The organism is Mesorhizobium sp. NPDC059025 (assembly GCF_042739655.1).
In the GTDB taxonomy this organism is placed as follows: Bacteria; Pseudomonadota; Alphaproteobacteria; order Rhizobiales; family Rhizobiaceae; genus Mesorhizobium.
This window is the reverse complement of the sequence record NZ_JBHYIM010000014.1, coordinates 19,636-44,853: the sequence shown is the minus strand read 5'-3', so window position 1 is coordinate 44,853 and position 25,218 is coordinate 19,636. Positions and strand designations below refer to the sequence as shown.

Annotated in this window: 22 protein-coding genes and 7 pseudogenes; 16 read left to right on the top strand and 13 right to left on the bottom strand. The window is 62.1% G+C overall.

All coding sequences use genetic code 11. The annotated features are described in order from the left end of the window. Entirely contained in the window at positions 1–912 is a 912-nt protein-coding gene (locus ACFWYE_RS25990) for a LysR substrate-binding domain-containing protein (protein WP_379062788.1), read from the bottom strand. 230 nt (positions 913–1,142) lie between these two features. Here ACFWYE_RS25990 and katG point away from each other — a divergent pair, with 230 nt between their 5' ends. Further along, positions 1,143–3,326, top strand: a complete 2,184-nt coding sequence (katG, locus tag ACFWYE_RS25985) for a catalase/peroxidase HPI (protein ID WP_379115074.1) — start codon at positions 1,143–1,145, stop codon at positions 3,324–3,326. 106 nt (positions 3,327–3,432) lie between these two features. Here the strand turns inward: katG and ACFWYE_RS25980 are convergent, their stop codons facing one another. Continuing rightward, positions 3,433–4,110 carry an MIP family channel protein gene (locus ACFWYE_RS25980; protein WP_379115073.1) on the bottom strand — a complete coding sequence of 226 codons (678 nt, stop codon included), beginning with the start codon at positions 4,108–4,110 and terminating at the stop codon, positions 3,433–3,435. Between the two features lie 178 nt (positions 4,111–4,288). Here ACFWYE_RS25980 and ACFWYE_RS25975 point away from each other — a divergent pair, with 178 nt between their 5' ends. The 5 genes from ACFWYE_RS25975 to ACFWYE_RS25955 all read left to right on the top strand — a co-directional run bounded on the left by ACFWYE_RS25975 (position 4,289) and on the right by ACFWYE_RS25955 (position 10,156). Continuing rightward, positions 4,289–5,578, top strand: a complete 1,290-nt coding sequence (locus ACFWYE_RS25975; RefSeq protein ID WP_379115072.1) for an RsmB/NOP family class I SAM-dependent RNA methyltransferase — start codon at positions 4,289–4,291, stop codon at positions 5,576–5,578. Between the two features lie 199 nt (positions 5,579–5,777). Then, complete coding sequence (locus ACFWYE_RS25970; protein ID WP_129411191.1) at positions 5,778–6,236, top strand: PaaI family thioesterase; 459 nt, start codon at positions 5,778–5,780, stop codon at positions 6,234–6,236. Positions 6,237–6,335: 99 nt separating this feature from the next. After that, positions 6,336–6,977 carry a 5'-methylthioadenosine/S-adenosylhomocysteine nucleosidase gene (locus ACFWYE_RS25965; protein ID WP_379062781.1) on the top strand — a complete coding sequence of 214 codons (642 nt, stop codon included), beginning with the start codon at positions 6,336–6,338 and terminating at the stop codon, positions 6,975–6,977. Between the two features lie 73 nt (positions 6,978–7,050). Next, on the top strand, positions 7,051–8,607 hold the full coding sequence (gene guaA / locus ACFWYE_RS25960) for a glutamine-hydrolyzing GMP synthase (RefSeq protein ID WP_379115071.1): 1,557 nt from the start codon (positions 7,051–7,053) through the stop codon (positions 8,605–8,607). A 292-nt stretch (positions 8,608–8,899) separates the two neighbouring features. Further along, entirely contained in the window at positions 8,900–10,156 is a 1,257-nt protein-coding gene (locus ACFWYE_RS25955; RefSeq protein WP_379115070.1) for a tyrosine-type recombinase/integrase, read from the top strand. On the opposite strand, the gene ACFWYE_RS25950 is transcribed toward ACFWYE_RS25955, so the two are convergent. After that, a complete protein-coding gene (locus tag ACFWYE_RS25950) occupies positions 10,122–10,403 on the bottom strand; it encodes a helix-turn-helix transcriptional regulator (RefSeq protein WP_379115069.1) in 282 nt (93 codons plus the stop codon). The two genes, ACFWYE_RS25955 and ACFWYE_RS25950, sit on opposite strands and share 35 nt — an antisense overlap. Positions 10,404–10,745: 342 nt before the next feature. Then, the gene (locus ACFWYE_RS25945) at positions 10,746–10,976 is read right to left on the bottom strand and encodes a hypothetical protein (protein ID WP_379115068.1); all 231 of its coding nucleotides are present in this window, start codon (positions 10,974–10,976) and stop codon (positions 10,746–10,748) included. 119 nt (positions 10,977–11,095) lie between these two features. On the opposite strand from ACFWYE_RS25945, the gene ACFWYE_RS25940 reads away from it, so the two are divergent. After that, a complete protein-coding gene (locus ACFWYE_RS25940; RefSeq protein WP_379115067.1) occupies positions 11,096–11,383 on the top strand; it encodes a DUF2158 domain-containing protein in 288 nt (95 codons plus the stop codon). 92 nt (positions 11,384–11,475) lie between these two features. Here the strand turns inward: ACFWYE_RS25940 and ACFWYE_RS25935 are convergent. From ACFWYE_RS25935 to ACFWYE_RS25910, 6 genes and pseudogenes are all read right to left on the bottom strand, one after another. Further along, positions 11,476–11,577 (bottom strand): annotated as a pseudogene (locus ACFWYE_RS25935) (ATP-binding protein); the annotation flags it as partial. Next, a pseudogene (locus ACFWYE_RS25930) lies at positions 11,575–11,859 on the bottom strand (IS21 family transposase); the annotation flags it as partial. The pseudogenes ACFWYE_RS25930 and ACFWYE_RS25935, both read right to left, overlap by 3 nt. 234 nt (positions 11,860–12,093) lie before the next feature. Continuing rightward, the gene (locus ACFWYE_RS25925) at positions 12,094–13,977 is read right to left on the bottom strand and encodes a right-handed parallel beta-helix repeat-containing protein (RefSeq protein ID WP_379115066.1); all 1,884 of its coding nucleotides are present in this window, start codon (positions 13,975–13,977) and stop codon (positions 12,094–12,096) included. Positions 13,978–14,196: 219 nt separating this feature from the next. After that, positions 14,197–14,908 (bottom strand): annotated as a pseudogene (locus tag ACFWYE_RS25920) (transposase); the annotation flags it as partial. Further along, positions 14,874–15,014 (bottom strand): hypothetical protein, encoded by a 141-nt coding sequence (locus ACFWYE_RS25915; protein WP_379115064.1) that lies wholly within the window; start codon positions 15,012–15,014, stop codon positions 14,874–14,876. The pseudogene ACFWYE_RS25920 and the gene ACFWYE_RS25915, both read right to left, overlap by 35 nt. Then, positions 15,011–15,235, bottom strand: coding sequence for a DDE-type integrase/transposase/recombinase (locus ACFWYE_RS25910; protein WP_379115063.1), 225 nt, complete (start codon positions 15,233–15,235; stop codon positions 15,011–15,013). Before ACFWYE_RS25910 ends, ACFWYE_RS25915 begins: the two co-directional genes overlap by 4 nt. On the opposite strand from ACFWYE_RS25910, the pseudogene ACFWYE_RS25905 reads away from it, so the two are divergent. The 7 genes and pseudogenes from ACFWYE_RS25905 to ACFWYE_RS25875 form a co-directional block, all read left to right on the top strand. Then, positions 15,193–15,914: pseudogene (locus ACFWYE_RS25905) on the top strand (IS21 family transposase); the annotation flags it as partial. The gene ACFWYE_RS25910 and the pseudogene ACFWYE_RS25905 overlap by 43 nt on opposite strands. A gap of 809 nt (positions 15,915–16,723) precedes the next feature. Continuing rightward, entirely contained in the window at positions 16,724–17,083 is a 360-nt protein-coding gene (locus tag ACFWYE_RS25900; protein ID WP_379115167.1) for a RidA family protein, read from the top strand. A 170-nt stretch (positions 17,084–17,253) separates the two neighbouring features. Then, entirely contained in the window at positions 17,254–18,120 is an 867-nt protein-coding gene (locus ACFWYE_RS25895; protein ID WP_379115062.1) for an aldose 1-epimerase, read from the top strand. A 385-nt stretch (positions 18,121–18,505) separates the two neighbouring features. Continuing rightward, positions 18,506–18,823 (top strand): annotated as a pseudogene (locus tag ACFWYE_RS25890) (Arm DNA-binding domain-containing protein); the annotation flags it as partial. Positions 18,824–18,853: 30 nt separating this feature from the next. Then, positions 18,854–19,033 (top strand): annotated as a pseudogene (locus tag ACFWYE_RS25885) (hypothetical protein); the annotation flags it as partial. Positions 19,034–19,061: 28 nt separating this feature from the next. Next, positions 19,062–19,439: a putative entry exclusion protein TrbK-alt gene (gene trbK-alt, locus ACFWYE_RS25880; protein ID WP_379115061.1), complete on the top strand. Its 378-nt coding sequence runs from the start codon at positions 19,062–19,064 to the stop codon at positions 19,437–19,439. Next, a pseudogene (locus tag ACFWYE_RS25875) lies at positions 19,360–19,521 on the top strand (P-type conjugative transfer protein TrbL); the annotation flags it as partial. The gene trbK-alt and the pseudogene ACFWYE_RS25875, both read left to right, overlap by 80 nt. A 176-nt stretch (positions 19,522–19,697) precedes the next feature. Here the strand turns inward: ACFWYE_RS25875 and ACFWYE_RS25870 are convergent. From ACFWYE_RS25870 to ACFWYE_RS25860, 3 genes are all read right to left on the bottom strand, one after another. Further along, positions 19,698–20,585, bottom strand: a complete 888-nt coding sequence (locus tag ACFWYE_RS25870) for a sugar phosphate isomerase/epimerase family protein (RefSeq protein WP_379115060.1) — start codon at positions 20,583–20,585, stop codon at positions 19,698–19,700. A gap of 165 nt (positions 20,586–20,750) precedes the next feature. Beyond that, positions 20,751–21,791, bottom strand: coding sequence for a zinc-binding dehydrogenase (locus ACFWYE_RS25865; protein ID WP_379115059.1), 1,041 nt, complete (start codon positions 21,789–21,791; stop codon positions 20,751–20,753). Further along, entirely contained in the window at positions 21,779–22,801 is a 1,023-nt protein-coding gene (locus ACFWYE_RS25860; protein ID WP_379115058.1) for a LacI family DNA-binding transcriptional regulator, read from the bottom strand. The genes ACFWYE_RS25865 and ACFWYE_RS25860 overlap by 13 nt, the downstream gene beginning before the upstream one ends. Positions 22,802–23,007: 206 nt before the next feature. Here ACFWYE_RS25860 and ACFWYE_RS25855 point away from each other — a divergent pair, with 206 nt between their 5' ends. After that, on the top strand, positions 23,008–24,153 hold the full coding sequence (locus tag ACFWYE_RS25855; RefSeq protein ID WP_379115057.1) for a hypothetical protein: 1,146 nt from the start codon (positions 23,008–23,010) through the stop codon (positions 24,151–24,153). Continuing rightward, positions 24,150–25,217: a Gfo/Idh/MocA family protein gene (locus ACFWYE_RS25850; protein WP_379115056.1), complete on the top strand. Its 1,068-nt coding sequence runs from the start codon at positions 24,150–24,152 to the stop codon at positions 25,215–25,217. The genes ACFWYE_RS25855 and ACFWYE_RS25850 overlap by 4 nt, the downstream gene beginning before the upstream one ends. Position 25,218: the final 1 nt, after the last annotated feature.

Sequence of the window (25,218 nt, the reverse complement as noted above, 5' to 3'; positions counted from 1 at the left end):
CTAATGGGCGTGCGCGACACCGGCCCGCACGCCTTTCAACACCTGGACCAGCGCCTTGCATTCCGCCTGGCGATGGCCGTTGCGCCGCCAGGCCAGTGCGACGGTGCGGGAAGGCATCGGTTCGGCAAAAGGCACGACGCGCAGGTCGGGCAGTGCCGCGGTCGGTGCCACCGCCATCTCCGGAACCAGGGTTACCCCGAAGCCATGTCCCACCATCTGCAGAAGCGTGGTCAGGCTGGTCGCGCCGTAATTCGCCATGGCGGTCGGGCGCACGCTGCCGCACAGCTGCAGCGCCTGTTCGCGCAGGCAATGGCCTTCTTCCAGCAGCATCAGTCTTTCCAGAACCGGGCTTTCCGGTGGCACGGGAGGTGCCACCAGGTCGGGCTCCGCGCGCGGCACCGCCAGGAAGAAACGGTCCTCGAACAGGGCTTCCGTCGTGAGTCCCGGCTGGTCGAGCGGCAGTGCCGCGATAAAGGCGTCGAGGCTGCCGAGTGCTGCCTCCTCGGCCAGCGTGTCGGTCACCGCCTCGCGCAGTTCGAGCCGCAGTTCCGGATAGCGCTGCCGCAGTTCCGGCAGGATCGACGGCAGCAGATAGGGCGCAACCGTCGGGATGATGCCGAGCCGGAAGCGACCTTCCAGCGCCTTGCGGCCTGCCATGGCGGCCTCTTCGACGTCACGCGCCGCCGCCAGCGCCCGCGTGATCAGCGGCAGCAGCGTCGCGGCCTCCGGCGTCAGGATGGCGTTGCGGCCGGAGCGGTCGAACAGCTTGCTGCCTAGTTTTTCCTCCATATCGGCGATCTGCGCCGAAAGCGCCGGCTGGCTGATGCCGCACAATGCTGCCGCCCTGCCGAAATGCAGCGTCTGCACCAAAGTCTCGAAATACTGCATCTGCCGCAGTGTCAGTTTTATCATAAGAAAAAACTATCGAAAAAAACAGAAAAGGCAATTTGCTTTTATAGAATGGAGCTTTTAGGCTGCCATCGTTCCACAATTCGGCGGGCGCCTTTGGGCAGCTCTTCGGCAACCCACCCATTCACGAGGGAGGCAGCCATTATCAGCCTCTCTCCAGACCAAAGTCCGCTGTGTACCCTGTAGGGTGTATGGGATTTGGCATCGTTTGAAGATCAGCGTTGGAGAAAGAAATGGACGCAAAGACCGACGACAAAAGCGCAGGCAAATGCCCGTTCAGCGGCCAGGGACCGAAAAACCAGAGCTGGTGGCCGAACCAGCTGGATGTCCAGATCCTGCATCGGCATTCCAACCTGTCCGACCCGATGGGCGAGGCGTTCGACTACGCCAAGGAATTCGAGAGCCTCGACCTCGACGCAGTCATCGCCGACCTGAAGGCGCTGATGACTGACTCGCAGGATTGGTGGCCGGCCGACTTCGGTCACTATGGGCCGCTGTTCATCCGCATGGCCTGGCACAGCGCAGGCACTTACCGCATCGGTGACGGCCGCGGCGGCGCTGGCGCCGGCCAGCAGCGGTTTGCCCCGCTGAATTCCTGGCCGGACAACGTCAATCTCGACAAGGCCCGCCGCCTGTTGTGGCCGATCAAGCAGAAATACGGCCGCAAGCTCTCCTGGGCCGACCTGCTGATCCTGACCGGCAACGTCGCGCTGGAATCGATGGGCTTCAAGACGTTCGGTTTCGCCGGTGGCCGTGCCGACGTCTGGGAGCCGGAGGAGCTCTATTGGGGGCCTGAAGGCGTCTGGCTCGCCGACGAGCGCTACACCGGCGATCGCGACCTGCAGAATCCGCTCGGCGCCGTGCAGATGGGCCTGATCTACGTGAACCCGGAAGGGCCGAACGGCAGGCCGGATCCGCTGGCTGCGGCACGCGACATCCGCGAGACCTTTGCGCGCATGGCGATGAATGACGAGGAGACCGTTGCGCTGATCGCCGGCGGCCACACCTTCGGCAAGACCCATGGCGCCGGCGACGCGAAGCTGGTCGGAGCCGAGCCGGAAGCAGCCGGCATCGAGCAGCAGGGCCTGGGCTGGGCGAATGCCTTCGGCACCGGCAAGGCTGGCGATGCCATCGGCAGCGGCCTGGAAGTCATCTGGACGACGACGCCGACCAAGTGGACGAACAACTTCTTCTGGAACCTGTTCGGCTACGAGTGGGAGCTGACCAAGAGCCCGGCCGGGGCCCACCAGTGGACGCCGAAGCATGGCATGGGTGCCGGCACGGTGCCGGACGCACACGACAAGTCCAAGCGTCACGCGCCGTCGATGCTGACCACCGACCTCGCCCTGCGTGTCGACCCGGCCTACGAGAAGATTTCGCGGCGTTTCTACGAGGACCCGGACGCGTTCGCCGATGCCTTCGCACGCGCCTGGTACAAGCTGACGCATCGCGACATGGGCCCGCGCGCCCGTTACCTCGGCAAGCTCGTGCCGGCTGAAGTGCTGCCCTGGCAGGATCCGATCCCGGCGGTCGACCATCAGGTGATCGACGAGGCCGATATTGCCGCGCTGAAAGCCAAGATCCTGGCGTCGGGCCTGTCGGTGTCGCAACTGGTGTCGACCGCCTGGGCCTCGGCCTCGACCTTCCGCGGTTCCGACAAACGCGGCGGTGCCAACGGCGCGCGCATCCGCCTTGCCCCGCAGAAGGACTGGGCGATCAACCAGCCGAGCGAATTGAGTGCGGTGCTGCAGAAGCTGGAGGCGGTCCAGGCGGAGTTCAACGCCGCGCAGCCCGGCGGCAAGAAAGTGTCGCTCGCTGACCTGATCGTGCTCGGCGGTGCCGCAGCGGTCGAGAAGGCGGCCAAGGATGCAGGCCAATCCGTGACGGTGCCGTTCACGCCCGGCCGCATGGACGCGTCGCAGGATGATACCGACGTCGCCTCCTTCGCACCGCTCGAACCGGTCGCCGACGGTTTCCGCAACTACAGCCGCGGCGCCCAGCGTCTCTCGGCGGAGACGCTGCTGGTGGACAAGGCGCAGTTGCTGAACCTGACCGCTCCGGAGATGACCGTGCTGCTTGGCGGCCTGCGCGTCCTCGGCGCCAATACAGGCCAGTCCACGCATGGTGTCTTCACCGAACGGCCGGAGACGTTGAGCAACGACTTCTTCGTCAACCTGCTCGATATGCGCACCGAATGGCGGCCTTCCGCCACCGAGGGTGTGTTCGAAGGACGCGACCGCGGCACCGGCGAGGCCAGCTGGACCGGCACCCGGGTCGACCTGATCTTCGGCTCGCACGCCCAGTTGCGCGCGCTTGCCGAGGTCTACGGCAGCTCCGATGCGCAGGCGACGTTCGTGAAGGACTTCGTCGCGGCCTGGAACAAGGTCATGAACGCCGACCGCTTCGACCTCGTCTGAGTTCGAGCTTAGCCAAAACAAAACAGGCGCGGAGTGATCCGCGCCTGTTTCACTATCGGGCGTTAGGCGCGGCACCCGGTTGAGCGCCGCACCTGATGGTTTCGGTTCAGTCCTTTTCGAACATGCCGGTCTTGGCGACGACGCCGGCAATGGCGCCGCCGATCAGCGGAGCGACGATGAACAGCCAGAGCTGGCTGATGGCTGCACCGCCGGTGAACAGCGCCGGGCCGATCGAGCGTGCCGGGTTGAGCGAGGTTCCGGTCACCGGGATGATGGCGAAGTGCAGACCCGCCAGCGTCAGGCCGATGACAAGCCCGGCGAAGGCCGTCGAGTGCTTGCCGCTGGTGACGCCGAGAATGACGGTCACAAACGTGAACGTGCCGATCAGTTCCCAGAGGAACGCAGAACTCATGCCCCATTTCGTCTCGTCCCAGCCATTGGCGCCGAAGCCGCCGGTATGGCCGCCGGTCTGTCCCGAAACGATAACCCACAGCGCCAGCGAAGCGATGATGGCGCCGATGATCTGCGCGATCCAGTAGGGGATCACGTCCTTGGCCGGCAGGCGACCGGCCAGGAAGACGCCCAGCGTGACCGCCGGGTTGAGATGCGCGCCGGAAATCGGTCCGATCGCGTAGGCCGCGGCGATGAGGCCGATGCCGAAAGCAAGGCCGATGCCTTCCTGTCCGAGCGGCAGGGCGCCGCCGAACCCTCCGGTCACCACCGAAGCGGTGCCGATGAACACCAACAGAAATGTACCCAGAACTTCAGCCAGATAAGATTTCATAGTCCCTCTCCTCGAAAGGGCCCTGCCAGGCTCTGGCAAGAGCCGCGAATCGCAAGTGGGAGCGTATGCTTAAGCCGAACCGTTTTAAAGCAGTGGATATTACGCCAGTTCAACAGCTTGTGCATTCGGGTTGCGCCCATTACAGCAGGGACGAAATCAATCCTTTGCGGCGAGACGAATGCGACTGGGCGGAAGGCTGGCGGCAGCCATCGAGGTTCTGGAAGATATCAACCGACGGCATCGCCCGGCGGCGGATGCCCTGCGCGACTGGGGGCTGTCACATCGCTTTGCCGGTGGCGGCGATCGTGCCGCGATCGGCAACATCGTCTACGATGCGCTGCGTCGCAGACGCAGCGCCGGCTGGCTGTTCGATGACGAGACGCCGCGCGCCGTCGGTTTCGGTGCGCTCTTGCTCGAATGGGGGCAGACGGCGCAGTCGCTGAATGCCGCGCTCGAAGGGGACAAATTCGCGCCGCCCCTGCTGAGCGAGGCCGAACTGGCGACCGTTGCCGGGCGCAAGCTTGCCGATGCGCCCGACGAGGTGCGCGCCGATTGCCCCGACTGGTGCGTGCCGCTGCTCAAGGAAGCCTTCGGCGAGGCATGGGTGGAAGAAGGGGCTGCCCTTGCAGCCCGTCCGCCGCTCGACCTGCGCACCAACACCTTGCAGGCTGATCGTGCCAAGGTGCTGGCGGAACTCGCCGAGACGGGCGCCGAGCCTGCGCATCTCGCCACCCAGGGCATTCGTATCGCGCCGATCGCCGGCGATGGCCGCCACCCCAATGTCCAGGCCGAACCGGCTTTCCAGAAGGGCTGGTTCGAGGTGCAGGACGAAGGCTCGCAGATCGCCGCGGAACTCGCCGATGCAAAACCCGGCATGCAGGTGCTCGATTATTGCGCCGGCGCCGGCGGCAAGTCGCTGGCCCTGTCGGCGGCGATGCAGAACAAGGGGCAGGTCTTTGCGCATGACGCCGAAAAGCAGCGTCTGGCGCCGATCTTCGACCGCATGCGCCGCTCCGAAAACCGCAACATCCAGGTGGTCGCGCGCGAACAGGAACTGGCACCCCTGACCGGTCATATGGATATCGTGCTGGTCGATGCGCCCTGCACCGGCTCCGGCACCTGGCGGCGTCGGCCCGATGCCAAATGGCGGCTGACCAGCCGTCAGCTCGATGCGCGCAAGGCCGAACAGTCGGCCATCCTCGATGTGGCCAGGGGTTTTGTGAAACCCGGCGGCCTGCTGGTCTACATCACCTGTTCGGTCTTTCCTGACGAGAACGGCGAGCAGGTGTCGGCTTTCCTGGCACGCCACAAGGGCTTTGCACCCATCGACCATGCCGCACTGTGGCAGGCGCGGTTCCCTGGCCATGACGCTTCGGCCCGCATCGGCTCGCAATTCGGCATTTCGCTGTCGCCGGCGCTGAGCGGTACCGACGGTTTCTATTTCTGCGCCCTGCGCAAGGTTGCGTGATGCCCTGGCCCATGCTGCAATGCAGCATGGGCATTGCCTGCGCGATGCCTCTGCGGTAAGCCGGCTATCGCATCGGCTCGAAAATCGGAAACGATTTTCGGAAAGTACGATGCGCAGCTAAAAGCATGATCCTGGAAAGTTTCTGGCTTTTTGGGCAATGAGCGGATGGCAATCCGCTGACACCTTGGGGGCAAACGCCATGGCAGCCAAGATCGTACCGGCCCCGAACTACGAGGAGCGCGTCAGGACCTCGTTCTCGCGCCAGCAGGCCATGGCCACGATCGGCGCGGAACTGACGCTGGTCACGCCGGGCATCATCGAGATCGAGATGCCGTATTCGACGGCGCTGACCCAGCAGCATGGCTTCCTGCATGCCGGCGTGATTTCCACGGCGCTGGATTCTGCCTGTGGTTACGCCGCCTATTCGCTGATGCCGGAAAATTCCGGGGTGCTGACCATCGAATTCAAAGTGAACCTCCTGGCGCCCGGCAAGGGTGAACGCTTTCTGTTCCGTGGCTCGGTCACCAAGCCCGGCCGCACCATCATCGTCGCCGACGGCCAGGCCTACGCCTTCGCCGCCGATGGGGAAGCAAAGCTGATCGCCACGATGACCGGCACCATGATGACTGTGACCGGACGCGAAGGCATCGAGGGGTGAGCAGCCGGTTCGCGAAGCGAATTCGTCGTGTAACTGACACGACGAAACGCTACGCAGGCCGCACCAAGCCGTAGCGTCCTGTCCCGAGGTGTTTAGCCAATGAGCCCCAGTTCCGCAGACCTGCTTGTCGATCTCGCCGGCCGCAAGGTCCTGTTCGTCATGGCGGCGGATGCGGAATATGGCCCGCATCTGCAACGGCTGTTCAAGCCGTTGATGACCGGCGTCGGCCCTGTGGAGGCGGGGGTGCGGCTGGGCGCCGAGTTCGCGCGCCTGCAGATCGCCAATCGATTGCCCGATCTGGTCGTCTCGCTTGGCTCCGCCGGCTCGCGCCGTCTTGAGCAGACCGGCATCTATCAGGCGACGTCCGTCTTCTACCGTGACATGGACGCTTCGGCGCTGGGCTTCGAAAAAGGCGCCACGCCTTTCCTCGACCTGCCGGCGACCTTGCCGCTCGGCCATCGCATCGCCGGCATCGAAGGCGCGACGCTTTCCACCGGCGCCAACATCGTGTCGGGTGCGGCCTACGATGCCGTCGCCGAAGACATGGTCGACATGGAGACCTTCGCGGTGCTGCGCGCCTGCCAGCTGTTCTCGCTGCCCTTGATCGCGCTGCGCGGCATCTCCGATGGTGCGGCAGAGCTGAAGCATGTCGGCGACTGGACCGAATATCTCCACGTTATCGACGAAAAGCTGGCCGCCGCCGTTGGCCTGCTCGCTGCATCACTTGCCGCCGGCAGTTGAGACATTGACACCGTGACAATCCTTCCGGGGTGAGCCCATTGCGTCGAATCGGTTCTTTCTCTAAAGGCTCGCCATGACGACACATCCCCAGACAGTTCTCATCATCGACTTCGGCAGCCAGGTCACGCAGCTGATCGCCAGGCGTTTGCGTGAGGCCGGTGTTTATTGCGAAATCGTGCCGTTCCAGTCGGCCGACGAAGCCTTCAGGCGGATCAATCCGAAGGCGGTCATCCTCTCCGGCAGCCCGCATTCCACCGTCGATATCGGCAGCCCGCGCGCGCCAGAGGCGGTCTTCACGGCTGGCATTCCCGTGCTCGGCATCTGCTACGGCGAACAGACCATGTGCGCCCAGCTCGGCGGCAAGGTCGAAAGCGGCCATCACCGTGAATTCGGCCGCGCCTTCCTCGACGTCGAACAGGATTGCGCGCTCTTTGACGACGTCTGGGCAAAGGGCACCCGACACCAGGTGTGGATGAGCCACGGGGATCGCGTCACCGCCATCCCGCCAGGCTTCAAGGTCGTCGGCACCTCGAACGGCGCGCCGTTCGCCGCGATCGCCGACGAAGAGCGCAAATTCTACGCCGTGCAGTTTCATCCGGAAGTCGTGCACACGCCCGACGGCGCCAAGCTCTTGCGCAATTTCGTGCACAAGATCGCCGGCATCGAGGGCGACTGGACCATGAAGGCTTACCGCGAGCACGCGGTCGAGGCGATCCGCAAGCAGGTCGGCACGGGCAAGGTGATCTGCGCGCTCTCGGGCGGGGTCGATTCTTCCGTCGCCGCGCTGCTGATCCACGAGGCGGTCGGCGACCAGCTTACCTGTATCCTGGTCGACCACGGACTGATGCGCAAGAACGAGGCGGCCGATGTCGTCGCCATGTTCCGCGAGCACTACAACCTGCCGCTGATCCTTGTCGATGCCTCCGACCGCTTCATCTCCGCGCTGGAAGGCGAGAGCGATCCGGAAAAGAAGCGCAAGACCATCGGCCGCCTGTTCATCGAGGTGTTCGAGGAAGAGGCCAAAAAGCTCGGCGGCGCCGATTTCCTTGCGCAGGGCACGCTTTATCCGGATGTCATCGAGAGCGTGTCCTTCACTGGCGCCACCTCGTCGACCATCAAGTCGCACCACAATGTCGGTGGCCTGCCCGAACGCATGAAGATGCAGCTCGTCGAGCCACTGCGTGAACTGTTCAAGGACGAGGTGCGCGTTCTTGGCCGCGAGCTTGGCCTGCCCGACAGCTTCATCGGCCGCCATCCCTTCCCGGGACCGGGCCTGGCCATCCGCTGCCCGGGCGGCATCTCGCGAGAGAAGCTGGAGATCCTGCGCGAGGCCGATGCCATCTATCTCGACGAGATCCGCAAGGCCGGCCTCTACGACGCCATCTGGCAGGCATTCGCGGTGTTGCTGCCGGTGCAGACGGTGGGCGTCATGGGCGACGGCCGCACTTACGAATTCGTCTGTGCCCTGCGCGCCGTCACGTCGGTGGACGGCATGACGGCCGATTTCTACCACTACGACATGGAATTCCTCGGCCGCGCCGCCACCCGCATCATCAACGAGGTGCGTGGCATCAACCGTGTCGTCTACGACGTGACCAGCAAGCCGCCGGGCACGATCGAGTGGGAATGATTTTTGTCCATCCGAGGGTATCCGAAACTACGCCACAGTTCTCCATAACCCATTGGTCAAAAAGAAAAATTACCTCAGCATCTATCGATATCTATCGGTGGGCACAGATCAGGCGTGACGGTCTGCGTGACGGGTCTCGCCCATATTGATCAGCTCCAAAATCCGAAGTACCGTCAGGGCAGATGAGGTCCTTGACGGTACTTTTTTGGCTGTAAGTAACTGATACTAAGCCATATTTTCCGCGCAGGGCCGCCCAAAACCGGATGACGGTACTTTTTGGAGGTGTCGCGGAATGCTGACGGATGCTGCGATCAAGGCCCTGAAGCCACAGAGCAAGATGTACAAGGTCGCGGATCGGGACGGCATGTACGTTCGCGTCATGCCTTCGGGAGCGATATCCTTTCGACTCGACTACCGCCTGAATGGACGGCGCGAGACTGTCTACCTAGGAAAGTACGGGCGCGACGGAATCTCACTGGCCCGAGCTCGCGAACTCTGCATTGATGCAAGAAGGGCCGTCAGCGAAGGGCGGTCACCCGCGATCGAGAAGCAACGCGAGAAGCGACGGATCAAGGAAGCCAAGAGCTTCGGCGAGTTCGGAGAGAAATGGCTCCTGAATGCGCCGATGGCTGACAGCACGCGGGCGATGAGGCGTTCGATCTTCGAAAGGGAACTCCTTCCAGTATGGCGCAATCGGCTTCTCACGGAGATCACGCCGGACGATCTGCGTGCGCATTGCGGGAAGATCGTCGATCGCGGCGCGCCGGCGACGGCGATCCATGTTCGGGACATCCTGAAACAAATCTACGGGTTCGCCATCCTGCACGGCGAAAAAGTTGCAAACCCAGCCGACGACGTCGGCCCGGCATCAATCGCGACCTTCGTACCGAAGGATCGCTCGCTATCTCCTACCGAAATCCGGATCATGCTCAGGCAGCTCGAGAACATCGCGACGCTGCCGACCATCCGGTTGGGGATGAAACTGTATCTGCTGACGATGGTGCGAAAGAGCGAGCTGCAGGATGCAGTTTGGGATGAGGTGGATTTCGAGAATGCAGTCTGGACGATCCCGAAGGAGCGCATGAAGCGATCGAAGGCTCACAACGTTTATCTCTCCCGCCAGACTCTCGACATCATGACCGCGCTCAAGACCTGTGCGAGCAACTCGCGATATCTGCTTCCGTCCAGGTACGACGCCGATGCTCCGATGTCGCGCGCCACCTTCAATCGCGTGACCTATGCGGTCGTTGAGCAGGCCAAGAAGGATGGGCTGCCGCTGGAGCCGTTCACCGTCCATGACCTGCGGCGCACGGGCTCTACGCTGCTTAACGAGCTAGGCTTTAACAGCGATTGGATCGAGAAGTGCTTGGCGCACGAGGACGGACGTTCATCGCGCGGGGTCTACAACAAGGCGGAGTACGAGGTCCAGCGTCGTTACATGATGCAGGAATGGTCGGACATCATAGACGCTTGGGTGGAGGGACGTAAACACACACCCGTGCTCTTGCCGCCGGCTATGCCTCTGATGGAGCTTGATCCTGCCCTTTGACTGGCCGCGTTTTCCGATTTGAAACGTCCGGGTGCTGAGCGCGTCGGATCGGCAAGGCGCGGCGCGCCAGCAGCCAGGCCTCAACTTCAGCTAAGTCCCAGACGATGCATCTAGGCGATAGCGCAAAGCGGCGGGGAAATTCACCACGCTGCTCCATTTCGTAGATCGTGCTGTCGGCCAGCGGGATCATCTGCCGCAACTGCTGGCGTCGGATAGTCCGTCGGAGTGGGGTGTAGGATAACGCCATGCTTTTCTCCTATCACTTGAAGGTCCAGGAGATAGAAAGCAATAGATCTTGAAAGATGGAAGTCCCGTCATCGCTCCGTGCGGGAATAGCGTATCATAGCGTGCAAATCGGATGGGTGTTTAGGGACGGGTCTTGGTTATTCCGTATGTTGTTGCTTGATAAAATACCGATGGTGCGAAAACTAGTGCCGGGCATTGGGGCAGTCGACCATATCGCAGAGCGCCGCCATTCATTTCATCGCAGCCGACTTGGTGAGGCTGCCGTAGGCGTTACCGTCATCCAACGCGTCCTGTGCCGCGAGGTTCCCAGCAGGGAGAACCCGGCGAGTTTCAACAGGACGCTTCATATGACATCGGTATCTTCTTCCAGCACGACTCCGCTTCCATCTTCGCCGGACTTGCTCCGATCGCCATTGCAGTCTCCCTGGGTTTTCTCGCGTTCAGCTTTCCCTTTGGAGCGCTGTCGCTTGAAATCGGCGGCCGCCTCGGCTGCGGCACGGTAATCGTGGGCTCCGTCATCGGCCTGCAGGATCGGTACACCATATATATATCCATACATATTGACGTTGGGCACGGGGCGATCTCCTAGCATGTGCGTGCCTCCACCCATGGTGATGGGGACGTGAGCGGGCTTATTGTGACCTTCTCCGGTGCCTGGCGAGGACAGATAGGTATCGAGAAGGACCGCGGAGAATGGATGTTACCGAATTCAAGCCCGGCGATCTTGTGCGGGTGAAGTCAGACGGGCCGATCATGACGGTCGAACAGGTCGGGAAGACGGCCATGCTGGAGGAGGATGCCGTCTGGTGTGTCTGGTTCGAGAAGGTGGGCAACAAGCAGGTCGCGCGGAAAGACACGTTCGCGCCGGTCGTGCTGGAGAAGGCTGAGAAGCCACGAGCCGCGTTCTCGTCGGCGTCGTTCGGGCGTAGCGTGGTGCCTCATGCCGTTTCGCGGCCTGTTCATCGGCATCGACCGTTATAGCTCGACCGGCATCGATGAGCTGACCTGCGCGCGTCGCGACGCGACGGCGCTGGAGGCACTGTTCTTCGACACGCTGGGCGGCAGCACCGTCTTGTCATCTTGGCATCGCCGAAGACGCTAGCCCATTCGCTGAAGCTGAGATTGATGGTGATAATGACGCTGGTGCGCTCGTAGAGTTTGCTCAGCAGGTGGAAGGAGCCGTCATAGCCGAGGCTCACAAGATCAGAATACAACTGCTTCATCGTCCGTTTCTGCTTGCGGCTCTTTTTGGATTCCGTCTTCAGCCAGACCGATAAATGATCTGCAAACGGATCAAGCTTGCTCGGTCGCTCCGGTGCCTTCAGTCTCGGCTGCACGTCGCCGCCACGCAGGTATTTGCGGATAGTATTCCGCGATAGGCCCGTCCTGCGGCATATCTCTCGGATCGATAGATCATCCCGAAAATGCCAGCGTCGGATTACGCTCAGTAACGCCATGTCGATCGCTCCAGAGCCCCGCTGAAACCACAGGGGATGATTGAAACATGGGTCAATTCTCAGTGATATTTTCCCGCAATCCCGGGTTAGCTCTCAGTGCAAATCAACAGCCCGCCCACAAAATCCTCATGCTCCCCCAGAACTCCAGCCGCCAGATTCTTCAAAGCTTTACGTGGGTGGTGTGCAACCGCAAGATCCTTGTCGCGGCGGCCGGACCTATGCGTCGCCTTGGCGTCAGGTCTTTAACACATTGGCCCGACAGGCGATCGAGCGGACCGTATCAGCGTTGTAGTAGAGCCGTGGAGGTTCGATGTCCTCCTGCGTCGTCCAGCTATTGCCTTCCACCCACAGGCCAGTCCCCAGCTCGGCGCGAATGCTGCCGCGCATCTTCTCTGCAACCGGCGCCTCCTTGAGATTCGTCACGCGGTTGTTCCTGATCACCAGGTTCTTGAACGAGGAGGCTTGTACTACGGGGCCCGGCATTTCTGTAAATTCGTTCTTCTCAAGCAACACTCCATCGAACAGAGGATACGCAGTGCTGGCGTCGCCGACCACCTTCGTGTCTAACTGAATGACTGGTCCATCGTCGGCTCCGTAGGAATTGGATGACTCGAACTTGTTCCCCCGGATGATGACGTTGCGCGCGCCGAAGCCCTCTGCGTCGAAAGGGAACGCGTATGGTTGCATCAGCATGGCCGCGAACTGGTTATGAAAGAAACGGTTATCTTCGACGAGCCAGTCGGCGCTGTTGCACAAGATGCCTCGCGCCCGATTCTCGTGGAAGTAGCAATTGCGAACAATGACATTGTGTGAACCATAGCGTCGATTGAAGAGAATGGCGTCATTGGCGATGCGCGTGGGAAGCTTCTGGCTGAAGATCAGTGTGGCTTCGCTCTTCTCGGAGTCCACGGCGACAGATTTCAGCTTGGCGGTAAAGCCGGTCGGCGATAGATCAGCCTTGCGGAGCTCGACTGGATCGCCAGCCGAGAAAGGAGTTCGCCAATCGATGAAGTTGGTTGCGACCAGGGTGTAGTCATCCACGCGGCGGACGCCCATGTGGATGTTGTCGTGAATGTTCACGCAGTCGTCGCCCATGAAGCTAAACTCGCACCGCTCAAGCCGGATGAAGCCTTGCGACTGCCCGACATGAAATCCGTCGGCCGTGGTGGTGATGGATCGGAGCTCGTTGGCAGGAGGGGCGATGCGGCAGTCGACCAGCTCGAAGTGATGCTGATCGCCGCCAGTGACGAATCCCTCGCCGGGAAACGTGTAGATGTTCACGTTGCGCAACGAGAGATGGGAATTGCCGACCATGACAACGGCGTGCTTTTCGTAGGTGTAATGGCGCAGTAGGTAAAGGCGGCCTACGATGGGGTTGATGGGTTCGGTTGGCCACACGCGCACCGTTTGCTCATCGAGCTTCTCAATCTTGGTGGGTGCGAAGCCGTCGAACTCCGTGCCGGCGCCCGGTGCACGCAGCTCTTCATCGAGCGGGTTCATCGTGACCCAAACCTTGGGATCGAGCGGCGCAGCCGTCTCGAAGCGCATCACGAAATTCGATTGATCGTCGGCCAGTTCGGTAACTCTGCCTACCCAAGCAGGCGGATCGATCGCGCAATCCCAGTCCAGATTGAAGTTGGAGAACACCGATCGTCGGCAGTTCTTGATCGAGATGCCTTCGCCACCTTCGATCAGGTGGAAGAGAAACGTCGCCCCGCCGCCATCGAAGGTGAAGTCACTGAACCCATCGAAGACAATCGATTCGCCGGAAGTGAAGCGGTAGATGCCCCTGCCGACGACAAGCTTGGCCGCCTTTGTCTTACGGCACTGGTCGAGCGCGGCCTGTAACGCAGCCAGGTTGCGGTCCGGTCCATCGACCGGAGGCTCGACACCATCGGCAATGGCACCGAAATCAGCCAGATGGAAAACCGGCCCATTGGGGTTCGCCGGCGCATCAATTGTAAAGGGCTGCGCCCCGGTGGCTCTGGGCGTCGCCGCGCTTCCGATCGATTCGGTAAGGGAATGTTCGGCCCATCCCGAGCCGCGCGCGATCGGCGCCGCGCTCCCTGGCGTGGGGGCTGCCAGCGACCAGGGCACGGCGAAGGAAGCCGCGGACATGGCGACGCCCTTTAGGAACCGTCGACGCGATGTGGCAGCCGCCGGGAGCGGCTCACGCCTGTCTCGCGCTAGGATTGACGCTTCTTCGATTTCGGACCGATGCTCGTCGCACATCTAGCTCTCCGGCTCCGCCCCGACGCACAGCTATCAGCACAATGTGGGCCAAGATGTCAATCGGCATGGAATGGGGGTCTGGCGCACTCTCGCCGCATCTCGCGATCATACGGAACCGATCAAGCGAGCTTGGAGCAGGTCAATCTTCGCTCGGCCGCACATCTGGCGCTTGACGAGCTTGAGCTTGGTTACCTGCCCCTCGGTCTGGCCGTTCGACCAAGGTAACTCGATTGCGGTACACACGGCCGCCTCGTCTTTAACGACGCCGCGTGCAAAGGAGGCGACGAGGCCTTGCAGCGTACGCTCGATCCACCTGGGGAGTCCTTCGGGATCCTTGCTGCGGACCAAGGCATGGAAGTCTGCGATGGTCTCGCGCGCCTCGACGAGGGCCGGGACGCGGCCTTCGACGGCGGCGACGATCACTATTTCGGCCTTCGAGAGGTTGTCGCGGCCGATTGTCATCAGCCGCGCGATGGTGCGGGCCGAGGGGCCGCGCGTCAGCGTGCCGGCATCCGCCTTTTCGGCTCGGCGCTGGCGGGTCGCCCATTCGCCGACGACGCGCAGGGACCCACGGAAGCCCTGACCTTTGAGCTTGCGCCAGAGATCGGTTGCATTCCTGGCTCCACTGTCCCACTGCGCGTTGGGGCAAGTGGAGTTCCCGCGAACTCTCGCGGGTCCGGAAGACGTCGCTGCGCTCGCCTCGGGCGACGGCGCGCACGGCGTCGAGGAACGCCCTGCTGGCGTTCTCCATGAGGTGCCAGCGATCAGCAACCTGGACAGCATCAGGCAAGGCGCGCGTGATAGCCTCGCCATAGCCTTCGCTTGTTGTAGGCTTCCTCGATTAAGTGAGGAAGATACTCGATGACGTCCTCGAAGGTTTCGAACGCCATCGGGTAAACGGCCTCGACCTTGAGCGTCTTCATGAAGCTCTCGGCCTTGGCATTGTCATAGGGATTGCCCTTACGCCCATCGACCTGATCAGATCGGCGTCTGCCAGGACCTGTCGATAGATCTCCGCTGCGTATTGAGCCCCGCAATCGGAATGATGAATGCAGCCGGGTGGCGGCCGTCTGCGGGCGATCGCCATCTTAAGGGCTGCCGTGGTCAGGCGCGCATCAATGGATCGGCCGATGGCATAGCCCACAACGAGGCGCGACCATGCGACTCTGTCATTGCCGCTGTCGTTCGGGCCTATCCGCGCGAGACGCAGGAGGCAGGAGATGGTGTTCGACGCACATGACCGGGCGTTCGCCTTCTTCCGCGGCGCCTGCACACGTGGCATCTACGACAACATGAAGACGGCGGTCGACGCGATCTGGTGCGCGAGCGCTTCTTCACGCCGAGGTTGCGCTTCAAGACCCTGGAGGATCTGAACGGCTGGCTGGCCGACAAGTGCGTCGCCTACGCAAAGGCGCACAAGCATCCCGATCAGGGCACGCGCACGGTATGGGAAATTCGAGGAGGAGCGGACCAGCTTCATTCCCTATGCCGGCCGCTTCGACGGCTTCCACTGCATTCCGGCCTCCGTGTCGAAGACCTGCACAGTGCGCTTCGACAACAATAAATACTCGGTGCTGTCGCGTGCCGTCGGTCGACCGGTCGAGATCCATGCCTATGCCGATCGCATTGTCATCCGCCAGGACGGCGCGGTCGTTGGAGAACACGCCCGCTGCTTCGGCCGCAACGAGGTGGTCTACGATCCCTGGCACTATGTGCCGGTGCTGGCTCGCAAGCCCGGAGGACTGCGCAACGGCGCACCTCTCAAGAACTGGGTTCTGCCGTCGGCCATGGAGAAGGTGCGCCGCAAGCTCAAGGCCGCCGCGCCTCCGATCCCACAAAACCTTACTTGCTTCCAAGCAACCAAGGCTTTTCCGAACCTCTCGGTTCCGAAGGGAACGTCCAGCAAGCGTCACAGACAAAGCAGCTTCCGGTGCGAGCGCATGGTGGCGGGCTTTGCCGTCACGTGTTCTCAGGTGGAGGCTTTCCGATTGAAACGGCGGTCCCCGGCGGGCATTATCATAAAGCGCTTCCATGCCGCGCTATTCGCACAATGTCATCAAGTGCCGAGCGCACCAGTGGCCAGGGGAAATCCGTACAGTCCCCGAAGTATTCGCCTTCACGCATGACCACATCGAGCTTGCCCGCTACGCCACCAAGCGTCGTGGCGGGCGTAGCCGTCAGGGCGTCTACCAGTTCCTGCTCACGGGCGGCGGCGACCCGTTCCGCCTGCATAGCTACGGAATAGCCAACGCGTTCATCCTCGGCGTCCCGGCGGGCCTGATGAGCGGCCAGATCGGTCTCAGCTACCTCCTCGACAGAAACATTGAGCGTCGTCGGTATTTACCGGAACTCGGATTCGGGGCGAAGCGAAATTTTCGTGCCTCAATGATCATAAATCATACATTATTTTTTGACATTTGCGTAGTATGTCGGTATTGGCCGCTGCTCGTTGGACACATTTTTGCATTGCGCTATGAGAGGATGACACGTGGTTACAAAGAAGATTTGCCCACCTCGCTTTCCGGCAGAATCGTCATTGTTACCGGAAGTGGAGCCGGTATCGGCCTTGGTGTCGTCGAAGCGGTCAGCGCTGGCGGCGCCCGCGTTGTCGTCGCTGAGAAACAAGACACCGATTGGCGGCACGGGTGCGCACGGGCTACCGTTTTCAAAAGCAATGCGCGCGGGCGATTTCGTTTTTGTCTCTGGTCAAGTCGCATTCGATGACTACGGTCGCCTCGTTGATGGAGGAATCGAGGCACAAACGTCGCAGGTCCTTCGCAACATCGAAGCTGTTTTGAAAGAAGCCGGCTGCACACTCGATGATGTCGTGAAGGTCAACGTCTGGCTCGATGACCCAAGAGACTTTGGTCGATTCAACGCGACCTACGCCACCTTCTTTCCAATGCATCCACCTGCGCGCTCCACTGTCGAGTCGCGTATCATGATTGACGCCAAAGTCGAGATCGACTGCATTGCCTACAGCCCTGCCTGACCTGTTGCCCATAGCCCCGCCGGAGTGGGCAAGGCTGCTTTTAGCTCATTTTGTTATGCGCACGCATGGTTCCAGAAACGCTGCCCGATCGGTGCAGCTGGAATCGATCGCTACCCAGAACACGGACACCAGCGGTGATGCAACACTTAAGGACGAAAACAAGCTCGCTGGTGATCCAGCCCGAATGTGGGTCGATCCGCGCATGGCAGGTTTGGCACGGTGGCCGATTCCGCGACTTGCTGCGTCCGGTCGACCTCGACGTCGTGAACGAGGCAGAGCCACTTGTCATGGGATGCTTTGCTCTCGTGCCCTATTCGGGTCCCGTGCTCGGTGGGCAGTTCAGTTTCCTTGGCAATACATATCGGCTCCCGAGAACCCATCATAGCCAAACGACACCGATCCACGGTGACGGGTGGGTTTCACCTTGGCAGACAAGCTATAAGGCTAAGGCCAGTCTGGATCTGGTGCTCGAGCATACTGGCGTTACCGGATTTCCCTTCAAATACAACGTCCAACAGAGATTTCGGCTGTCGCCAAACTGGCTCGAGGTAGAGTTGGCGGTGACAAACGCCGGGCAAAAGTCGATGCCGATCGGCATCGGCTTTCACCCGTTTTTCCCAAAAGACGATGACACAACTGTAAGAGCAGTAAACCCGCTGGTATGGTCGCAGCCGGAGTCGGGAGAATCGAGCGATCCACAACCAACGCCGCCAGAATGGGACTTCTCGGCTGGTCGCAAGCTTGAAGGTATGGTTCTCGATCATTGCTTTTCGCAGTGGGGCCGCCAGGCAATCTTGACTTGGCCAAGTCGCGGCTACAGCCTTGTCCTTGAAGCAGACGAAGCCCTCGACAAGCTTGTGCTCTTCGCGCCTGACCAAGAGGGCTATTTTTGTGTCGAGCCGGTGAGCAATGTGGACGACGCATTCAACAAGATGGCTCGTGGGGCGTCCGGACATGGCGTGCAATGCCTCGCGCCTGGAGGCAGTATTTCGGGCCGCATGCGACTACGCTTCGTCGATCACGCCGCGACATCCTAAATATCGGAATACCTTCGATGCCAGCGAGTTTAGGCGCAAGGCCAAAGCAGGGCGGTCGGTTGGCATTCGTCCGCTGGCGCGAACGTGGTGTCCTTCGCGGCCTATCGTGAACTGTCGGAAACCAACTCTAAGTACCTGATTTGAAAAGTATAAATTTTCCCCATCTATCGGGAACTATCGCGTGCAAAAGGACCGCTCCGACGGTCCTTCTGACCGTTTTCTTGTCCGAGCGCTTACCGTCAGCCCAATTCGGCTGATGACGGTCTTTTTTCGGAAGATAACGCGCTGAATTTGTTGGGGAAAGCAGCGTTTAAGCGGCCGAATTTTGCTCGACGGTCCTTTTAGGCTGCAAGTCGATCAATTTCCGCCGGAAATGGAGGTCACCTTGCTGACGGACACGGCGCTTAGGTATCTGAAATATAAGGCAAAAGACTGCAAGGTCACCGACCGTGACGGTATATACGTCCTGGTCAAGAGCTCCGGCGCGCTGACCTTCCGGTACGACTACCGGATCAACGGCCGTCGCGAGACCGTAACGCTCGGACAATACGGGCCGGACGGCGTAACACTCGTCCGCGCGAGAGAATTGTGTCTCGATGCGCGCCGTATGGTGAGGGCGGGAATCTCGCCTGCTTAGGAGAAGCAGCGACAGAGACGCCGCCTGAAGGAAGCGAAGAGTTTCGGCGAGTTCGGGGAACGCTGGTACAAGGAACGGCGGATATGCTATCGGCTCATGCTTGCAGCCGAGGGCCGCGCGGCCGCGCTGGAAGAAGCGCGGCATGCGGCCGCCGAAGAGCAGGCCCGCGAGCAGTTCGGTCGTTTCATGTCTGGCCGCAGCTACAGCCCGTCCACCGAGATGTTCCACGACTGGGTGGACCGCTTGCGATGGTTGCGAAGATCGCCGCCCGGATGATTGCTGTTCTTGCCGTCGGCGCCGGGCCATGAGTGCTGCCCTCATGGCCCGGCGCGGCAGAGGCACGGAGGACGCCGCCTCCCACTTCCTCCGGCATCCGGGCGGCGAGCCAGCAACTGCCGAACTTGCGCGCTGCCGTAATGTCGGCATCGCGGCCGCCGGCGATCCTGCCTGCAAAAAGGCGTGGGCTCAAAACCGCCGTCGTTTCCTTCGGACCGGGGAGCCCGAGCATCCGATCGCTCCGAAATCCAAGGGGCTTGGCAATGGCGTGCAGGGCAATGAGACCCTGAAACCGTCAATCCGCCGATCAGTCTGCCGGTGTCGCCATGAACGACGTCGGCGTCATCGATCGCTTCCTCGAGACCTTCACCTCCTACATCGACAGCGGCTTCGGTCTGCTCGGTAGGGAGGTGGCGTTCCTCACCTCCTCGCTGATCGTGCTGGACATCACCTTTGCCGGCCTGTTCTGGGCCTGGGGCGCCGAGGAGCGCCCGTGGCTGGCTTGTCTTGCCTGTCCGCAGCGAGCCGCTTGATGACATCACTTATCACCGGCAGATCCCGGATGCGTGTTTAGCGTGCTGCTGCGTGCCCGACAATTCGGCGCGCAGCGGTAAGATCATCAATCGATAAGGGGTTGAGGCCGAAACTCCGAAGCGGGCGTCGGTCACAGTTGGGTCGTCCTTTCGATAGCGGGGGTGCGTTCCAATATTTCGGCGAGGAAGCGGACGCTTCGCTCGGCGGCGGACAAACCGTCCTCGAACGCTACGTTGGTGCCCTCGTTTGGCGGCGTCTCGACGACAAGCCTGCCCCTATAACCGACCTCCTGGAGTGTCTGCAGGCATTCACTCCAGGGTACATCACCGTCGCCACAGGTGCGGGTCCCGCCACCGGGACCGCGCCCGTGGTCTTTGGCATGTACAAGCCCGATCCGGTTGCCGAGTTCCAGGACCCAGTTCTCCGGAAAAGGTTGCTTGTCGGCCAAGGCATTGCCTAAATCTAGACAAGCTTTCACGGCCGGCGATCCCACGTCGTCGAGCAGGGCTCGGAACTCGCGTGGACTCTGCAGGAAGCCGATGGGAACGTTCTCGACGGTGATCGTAACTCCGTCGGACTCGGCGTACCGAGCTGCCTGCATTAGCGTCTGCACTGCAGCGTCGTATGTGGCCTCGTAGGAAACACGCCGCTCCTGCGAGCCGGGGACGACGATCACGGTCTCCACGCCGAACTCGCGCGCGACGCGGAAGCCATCGCGCATGGCGCGCAGCGCGCGCCCACGCACGTCCGCGGACTGTGAAGCAGGATTGTGGGTGAAGAAATGGCGCAGCGCGATACCGCTCACTCGCAACCCATTGCGTTGGAGCGCATCCTCGAGTTCCTGCTTCATGCCGAGCGCCCAGTCGAAGGTCCAGCGCTCGTCGTCAAAACCGATCTCGATTCCGGAGGCACCGGCGCGGGCAAGCCGCGAGAATACGCGCTCGTCGATCGTGAGCGTGTCAGGCTCCCAACCATAAACGGTCCAGAGGTTGACGGCGATGTCCTTGTTCAACGCCATGGTGTGGTCCTTTCGTTTGCGGGGGCGCTTCGATGCTTTGGTGCGGAAGCAAGTGGTCTCGATTCCGGATGCCCCGGCGCGGGCAGGCACGAGATGGGCGCTCATCGATCACGAGCGCGCCGGGCTCCCAGTCGTCGACGGCGGGGTTGACGGCGATGCCACGGATCAACGCCATTCGACCAGTACCTTGATCGCTGTGTCCGGCCGGGTCTGGAGCGCCTCGTAGCCTTCCCCGATCCTCTCGACTGGGAGACGGTGCGTGATCAAAGGGGCGACCCGGACCTCGCCTCGGGCCAGCAATTGCAGGCTCTGCTCGTGCGTCCGTCGCCATGTCCAGCGATAATAGGGGTCCGGCAGTTCCAGCTTCGGGCCGGCCTGGCGCGAGACGATGACGTCTAGCTCGCGTGCGAACAGATCCCAATAATCGAAGATGATCGGACGCGCGTACATGCCTGCGAGCACGAGTCGGCCACGCTCGCACGCCAACCGACCAGCGGCCCCGGCGAGCTCCGCCGAGCCGCCCGCCTCGATCACGACGTCGGCCCCTCGTCCGGCGCTCAGCGCCGACAGCCGAGCTTCCGCCTCCGCTACAGACTGCGCCTTGACAACCGCGGTCGCGCCCAGCAACTTCGCAACATCGAGCCGGCTCGCAATCCGGTCGACGGCGACGACACTGCGCGCACCCATTGCCCGGGCGATCTGGAGAGCGATCAGGCCGACTGTACCTTGCCCGAGGACGACAACGTCGTCGCCGAGCGATACGGTTGCTCGCTGGAGGGCGTGCAAGGCTATCGACGTCAGGACCATGAAAATCGACGTTTCCGGCTCGAGCCCTTCCGGTAGCCGAAACGCCTCGTCCTCGGGCACGGCGACAAGCTCACTATGCGCTCCCCAGCACGAGTGCAGACCCGGGAAGCTCGGCGCGCCCTCGCAGACGACCCAGTCGCCCTCGCGCAGGCCACTCACGGCCGGCGCGACCTCGACGACGCGACCGACATTTTCGTAGCCAGGCACGAGCGGATACCGGATCGCCCCACCATGGACGCCGGGAAGGTTGCCCGCGAGCACGGCAAGCTCGGTGCCGGCGCTGATGGCGCTGAGATGGGTCTCCACCAACACCTGCCCAGGCCGGACAGAGGGACGAGGGATCTGCCGGACCTCCACCTGCCCGGGCTTTGGGACAACGACGACCTTCAAAATATCCACCTCGCTCTCGCCCCGGATGATTCCCGCACCACCAGCTCGCTCGGAAGCACCAGCGACCGCGGTCGCACCTCTTCGCCCTCGATCAGGCGGAGGAGCATCTCCGCCGCATTCCGCCCCATCTCGCCGATCGGCATCCGTGCAGTGGTTAGCGACGGCTGCACGTGTGCTGCTAAGGGCTGGTCGTCAAATCCGGTGACAGCGATGTCATGCGGCACGCGTAGCCGTCGAACGCGCGCGGCATCGAGGCAACCGGCTGCAATCACGTCGCTGGCGGCGACGACGGCTGTCGGTCGCACCGCTGCCGGAGCGTTGAGCAAGTCCTGCAGCGATTCAAAACCGTGCCTCGCCGTGAACGGCCCCTGCCGCTCGAGTTCGATGCGATGCGCCAGTCCGTGCTTTTCGAGTGCCCGCCGATACCCATCGCGCCGGAGGATGCAAACGCTGAGGTCGAGCGGTCCGTTCACGAACGCAATCTGCTTGTGGCCGGATCCGATCAACTGCGCGGTCAACTCGAAGACCGCCTGATCGTGATCGCAATCGACCCAGAGGACCCGGTCGTCGCGATGCCCGACGACGACCGCGGGGAATCTGCGCTCGACGAGTTGGTCGAGCAAGTCGTCGCCGACCCGGACATCGGTAAGGATGAGACCATCGAGCCTGCCGCGCGTGACCTCGGCAAGAACGCGACCGTTCCGGTAATCTGCGGGCACGCTCAGCAGCATCAGGCTGTAGTCCGCCTCCCCCACGACGTCGCCGACCGCGCCAAGCAGTTCGGGGAAGACCGGATGCATGACCAGTTCGGACGGAAGCACCGGGAAAACGACTCCAATGGCGTACGCCTGCTTTGTCGCAAGGTTCTTGGCGAAGAAGCTCGCCTGGTAGCCCTGCTCGGCAATCAGCGCGAGCACCCGCTCGCGCGTTTCTTGGCCGACGCCGTCGCGTTCGTTGACGACGCGCGAAACCGTGCCCGTAGACACCCCGGCCATCTGCGCGATGTCAATGATCGTCACCCGGCGATTTGTGGAGGCCTTGCGGCTGAAAGCGTTCAGTGAAAACGTTCCTTGGATAACGATTTACGCAAACGCTTGCGTAATGGATTTAATAAGAATACGGTAACTGTGGCTGAAGTCAAGATGCTCGCCGAGAAAGCGCGTGGCGACAAGATCAGGTTTCGGCCGGCAAACGAGCTGGAAACGTCTGGGACGAAGTCGGGCCAATGCGGCAGGAACTGGTGAAACAGGTTGTTGACAAAATTGGGCGGGGCGAGGTGGGGGCTGCGGGCAAGTCGATGACGATCGGCTTCGATGGATTCATCGATTCGATCGTGAGGATAGTCAGAGAGCACAGCGAGAGCGGCGCGGAGCACTATCGGTCGAAAGCCAGCTTTGGCCAAAGCCTTACGCAACTGGCGACACGCAATGCGAGTTTCGAACTCACCGAAGTCACGACAAAGATCGGCGGCAATATGCCGATCGCCGCCCACGCGCTCGCCCGGTTGGGCGTGCACGTGAGGTGCATCGGCATGCTGGGATGCCCCGTGCCTGATCCGCACTTCGCGTCGATGGACGGCAACTGCGAACTGCACAGCTTCGCTAATCCGTCCCACAGCATGGCGCTCGAGTTCGAAGATGGGAAGATCCTGCTCGCCAAGAGCGACTTGCTGCGGACGATTGGATGGCAGGAGATTGCAAGGACGCTAGGTCTGTCGCGCCTGATTGATCTCTATCGCGATGCCGACGCGATCGGATTTGCGAACTGGGGTGAGATCGACCGCGCCACCGAGATCTGGGAGGGTGTCGAACGGGACATTCTTCCGCATATGGCGATTGGAGCGCCGCGAATCGCCCTTTTCGACCTCGCCGACAGCAGCCGGCGGACGGCTCAGGAATTCCGGCGCCTAGCGGCGCTCGTCGGCCGCCTCACGGCGCGGTGCGAGACGGTGATGTGCCTCAACGCGAACGAGGCGCTGGCGCTAAACGCGGTGCTTGGCGGCGATGAGCATGAGTCGGATGTCGGCACGGCCGGCGAGGCGCTCTTCGCCGCACTGGACGTACACACGCTGATCGTTCGCCATGCTCGGGCCGCGAAGGCCTGGACCCGGAACGGAGTCGTGGAGGAGGACACGTTCTATGTCGAGCGGCCGCGGCTTTCGACCGGCGGCGGTGACAATTTCAACGCCGGCTACTGCTTCGCCCGCCTCGCGGGGCTGGATGTCGAGCAAGGCCTGGTCATCGCAGCGGGAGTGGCGGGTTTCTACGTGACCGAGGGCGACAGTCCGACCCTCGAACAGCTCGGTGGGTTCCTGATGGAGCGGGCGCCTGCCGCGGACATGCCGGCGAGACAGGTGGGAGGGATGCGATGACCGACCCCGTGCGACTTGGCGTCCTCGGCCTCCACAACCACTACCATGCCTTCCCGATGGCGGACTACATCACCAGAGGGATCGACGGCGTCGAGCTCGTCTCGGTCTACGATCCGCGCCAGGCATACGCGGCCGACTATGCCCGCCAATTCGGCATTGGCGCTGTTGCCGGCTCGCGGGCCGAACTGCTGGCCGACTCCTCGCTTGATGGCGTGCTGGTGATGTCTTACACGGCTGCCCATCGCGACGATGTCCTCGCCTGCGCGGCGGCCGGAAAGCACGTCCTCCTCGACAAGCCGATCGCGATGACTGTTGCCGAAGCCGACGCGATGGTGAAGGCGGCGGACAAGGCCGGCGTCGTGTTTATGCTGGCCTACCATGTTCGCTACCTGCCGGCTTACCAGAAGGTGCGGGAGATGATCGCGAACGGCGTGATCGGCCGCCCTCTGACAATGAAGATGTCGATCCGGTGTCCACTGCAATATGTGACCGACACACCGACATCGAAGACTCCCGGCTGGTATGTCGACCCGAAGCTCGCGGGCGGCGGCGGGTTCCTCGATCATGCGGTCCATTACACGGATGCGATGCGCTATCTGCTCGGCAGCGAGGGCCGAACCGTATACGGCAAGATCGCCCGTCTCACGGATCACAAGATCGACCTCGACGACTACGGCGTTTGCGTCATCACCACAGACAAAAGCGAGATTGTTACGATCGAGAGCACTTGGCACGCCGCCGACTGGTACAGCCCGATGGCGAGCCCGGAGGAGTGCCTGATCGTCGGAACGCTCGGCGAGATTCACGTCCATCACCAGAAGAGCCCGCAGTTGGAAGTATCGGGTCGCGGCATTGCCGGTCGTCAGTATTTCGACTGGAAGGGCGATGACCGCCAGATGATCTCCTACCGCAACTTGGTGATCGAGTTCGCGCGGGCAATTCGGGCGAGAGTCAGACCTGGCGTCGACGGTCGCGACGGCCTCAAGGCGCTGGCGATCATCGAGGCGGCTCATGCCTCCTCTGCCCTCAGAAGGGAAGTCAGCATCATGGAAACGGGAGTTTGAG

Coding starts and splice junctions, on each gene's coding strand:
- katG (WP_379115074.1), top strand. CDS start 1,143: ATGGACGCAAAGACCGACGACAAAAGCGCAGGCAAATGCCCGTTCAGC.
- ACFWYE_RS25915 (WP_379115064.1), bottom strand. CDS start 15,014: ATGAAGACGCTCAAGGTCGAGGCCGTTTACCCGATGGCGTTCGAAACC.
- trbK-alt (WP_379115061.1), top strand. CDS start 19,062: ATGAGTGCTGCCCTCATGGCCCGGCGCGGCAGAGGCACGGAGGACGCC.
- ACFWYE_RS25850 (WP_379115056.1), top strand. CDS start 24,150: ATGACCGACCCCGTGCGACTTGGCGTCCTCGGCCTCCACAACCACTAC.
- ACFWYE_RS25855 (WP_379115057.1), top strand. CDS start 23,008: ATGCGGCAGGAACTGGTGAAACAGGTTGTTGACAAAATTGGGCGGGGC.
- ACFWYE_RS25975 (WP_379115072.1), top strand. CDS start 4,289: ATGCGACTGGGCGGAAGGCTGGCGGCAGCCATCGAGGTTCTGGAAGAT.
- ACFWYE_RS25950 (WP_379115069.1), bottom strand. CDS start 10,403: ATGGCGTTATCCTACACCCCACTCCGACGGACTATCCGACGCCAGCAG.
- ACFWYE_RS25940 (WP_379115067.1), top strand. CDS start 11,096: ATGGATGTTACCGAATTCAAGCCCGGCGATCTTGTGCGGGTGAAGTCA.
- ACFWYE_RS25955 (WP_379115070.1), top strand. CDS start 8,900: ATGCTGACGGATGCTGCGATCAAGGCCCTGAAGCCACAGAGCAAGATG.
- ACFWYE_RS25970 (WP_129411191.1), top strand. CDS start 5,778: ATGGCAGCCAAGATCGTACCGGCCCCGAACTACGAGGAGCGCGTCAGG.
- ACFWYE_RS25980 (WP_379115073.1), bottom strand. CDS start 4,110: ATGAAATCTTATCTGGCTGAAGTTCTGGGTACATTTCTGTTGGTGTTC.
- ACFWYE_RS25990 (WP_379062788.1), bottom strand. CDS start 912: ATGATAAAACTGACACTGCGGCAGATGCAGTATTTCGAGACTTTGGTG.
- ACFWYE_RS25925 (WP_379115066.1), bottom strand. CDS start 13,977: ATGTCCGCGGCTTCCTTCGCCGTGCCCTGGTCGCTGGCAGCCCCCACG.
- ACFWYE_RS25870 (WP_379115060.1), bottom strand. CDS start 20,585: ATGGCGTTGAACAAGGACATCGCCGTCAACCTCTGGACCGTTTATGGT.
- guaA (WP_379115071.1), top strand. CDS start 7,051: ATGACGACACATCCCCAGACAGTTCTCATCATCGACTTCGGCAGCCAG.
- ACFWYE_RS25965 (WP_379062781.1), top strand. CDS start 6,336: ATGAGCCCCAGTTCCGCAGACCTGCTTGTCGATCTCGCCGGCCGCAAG.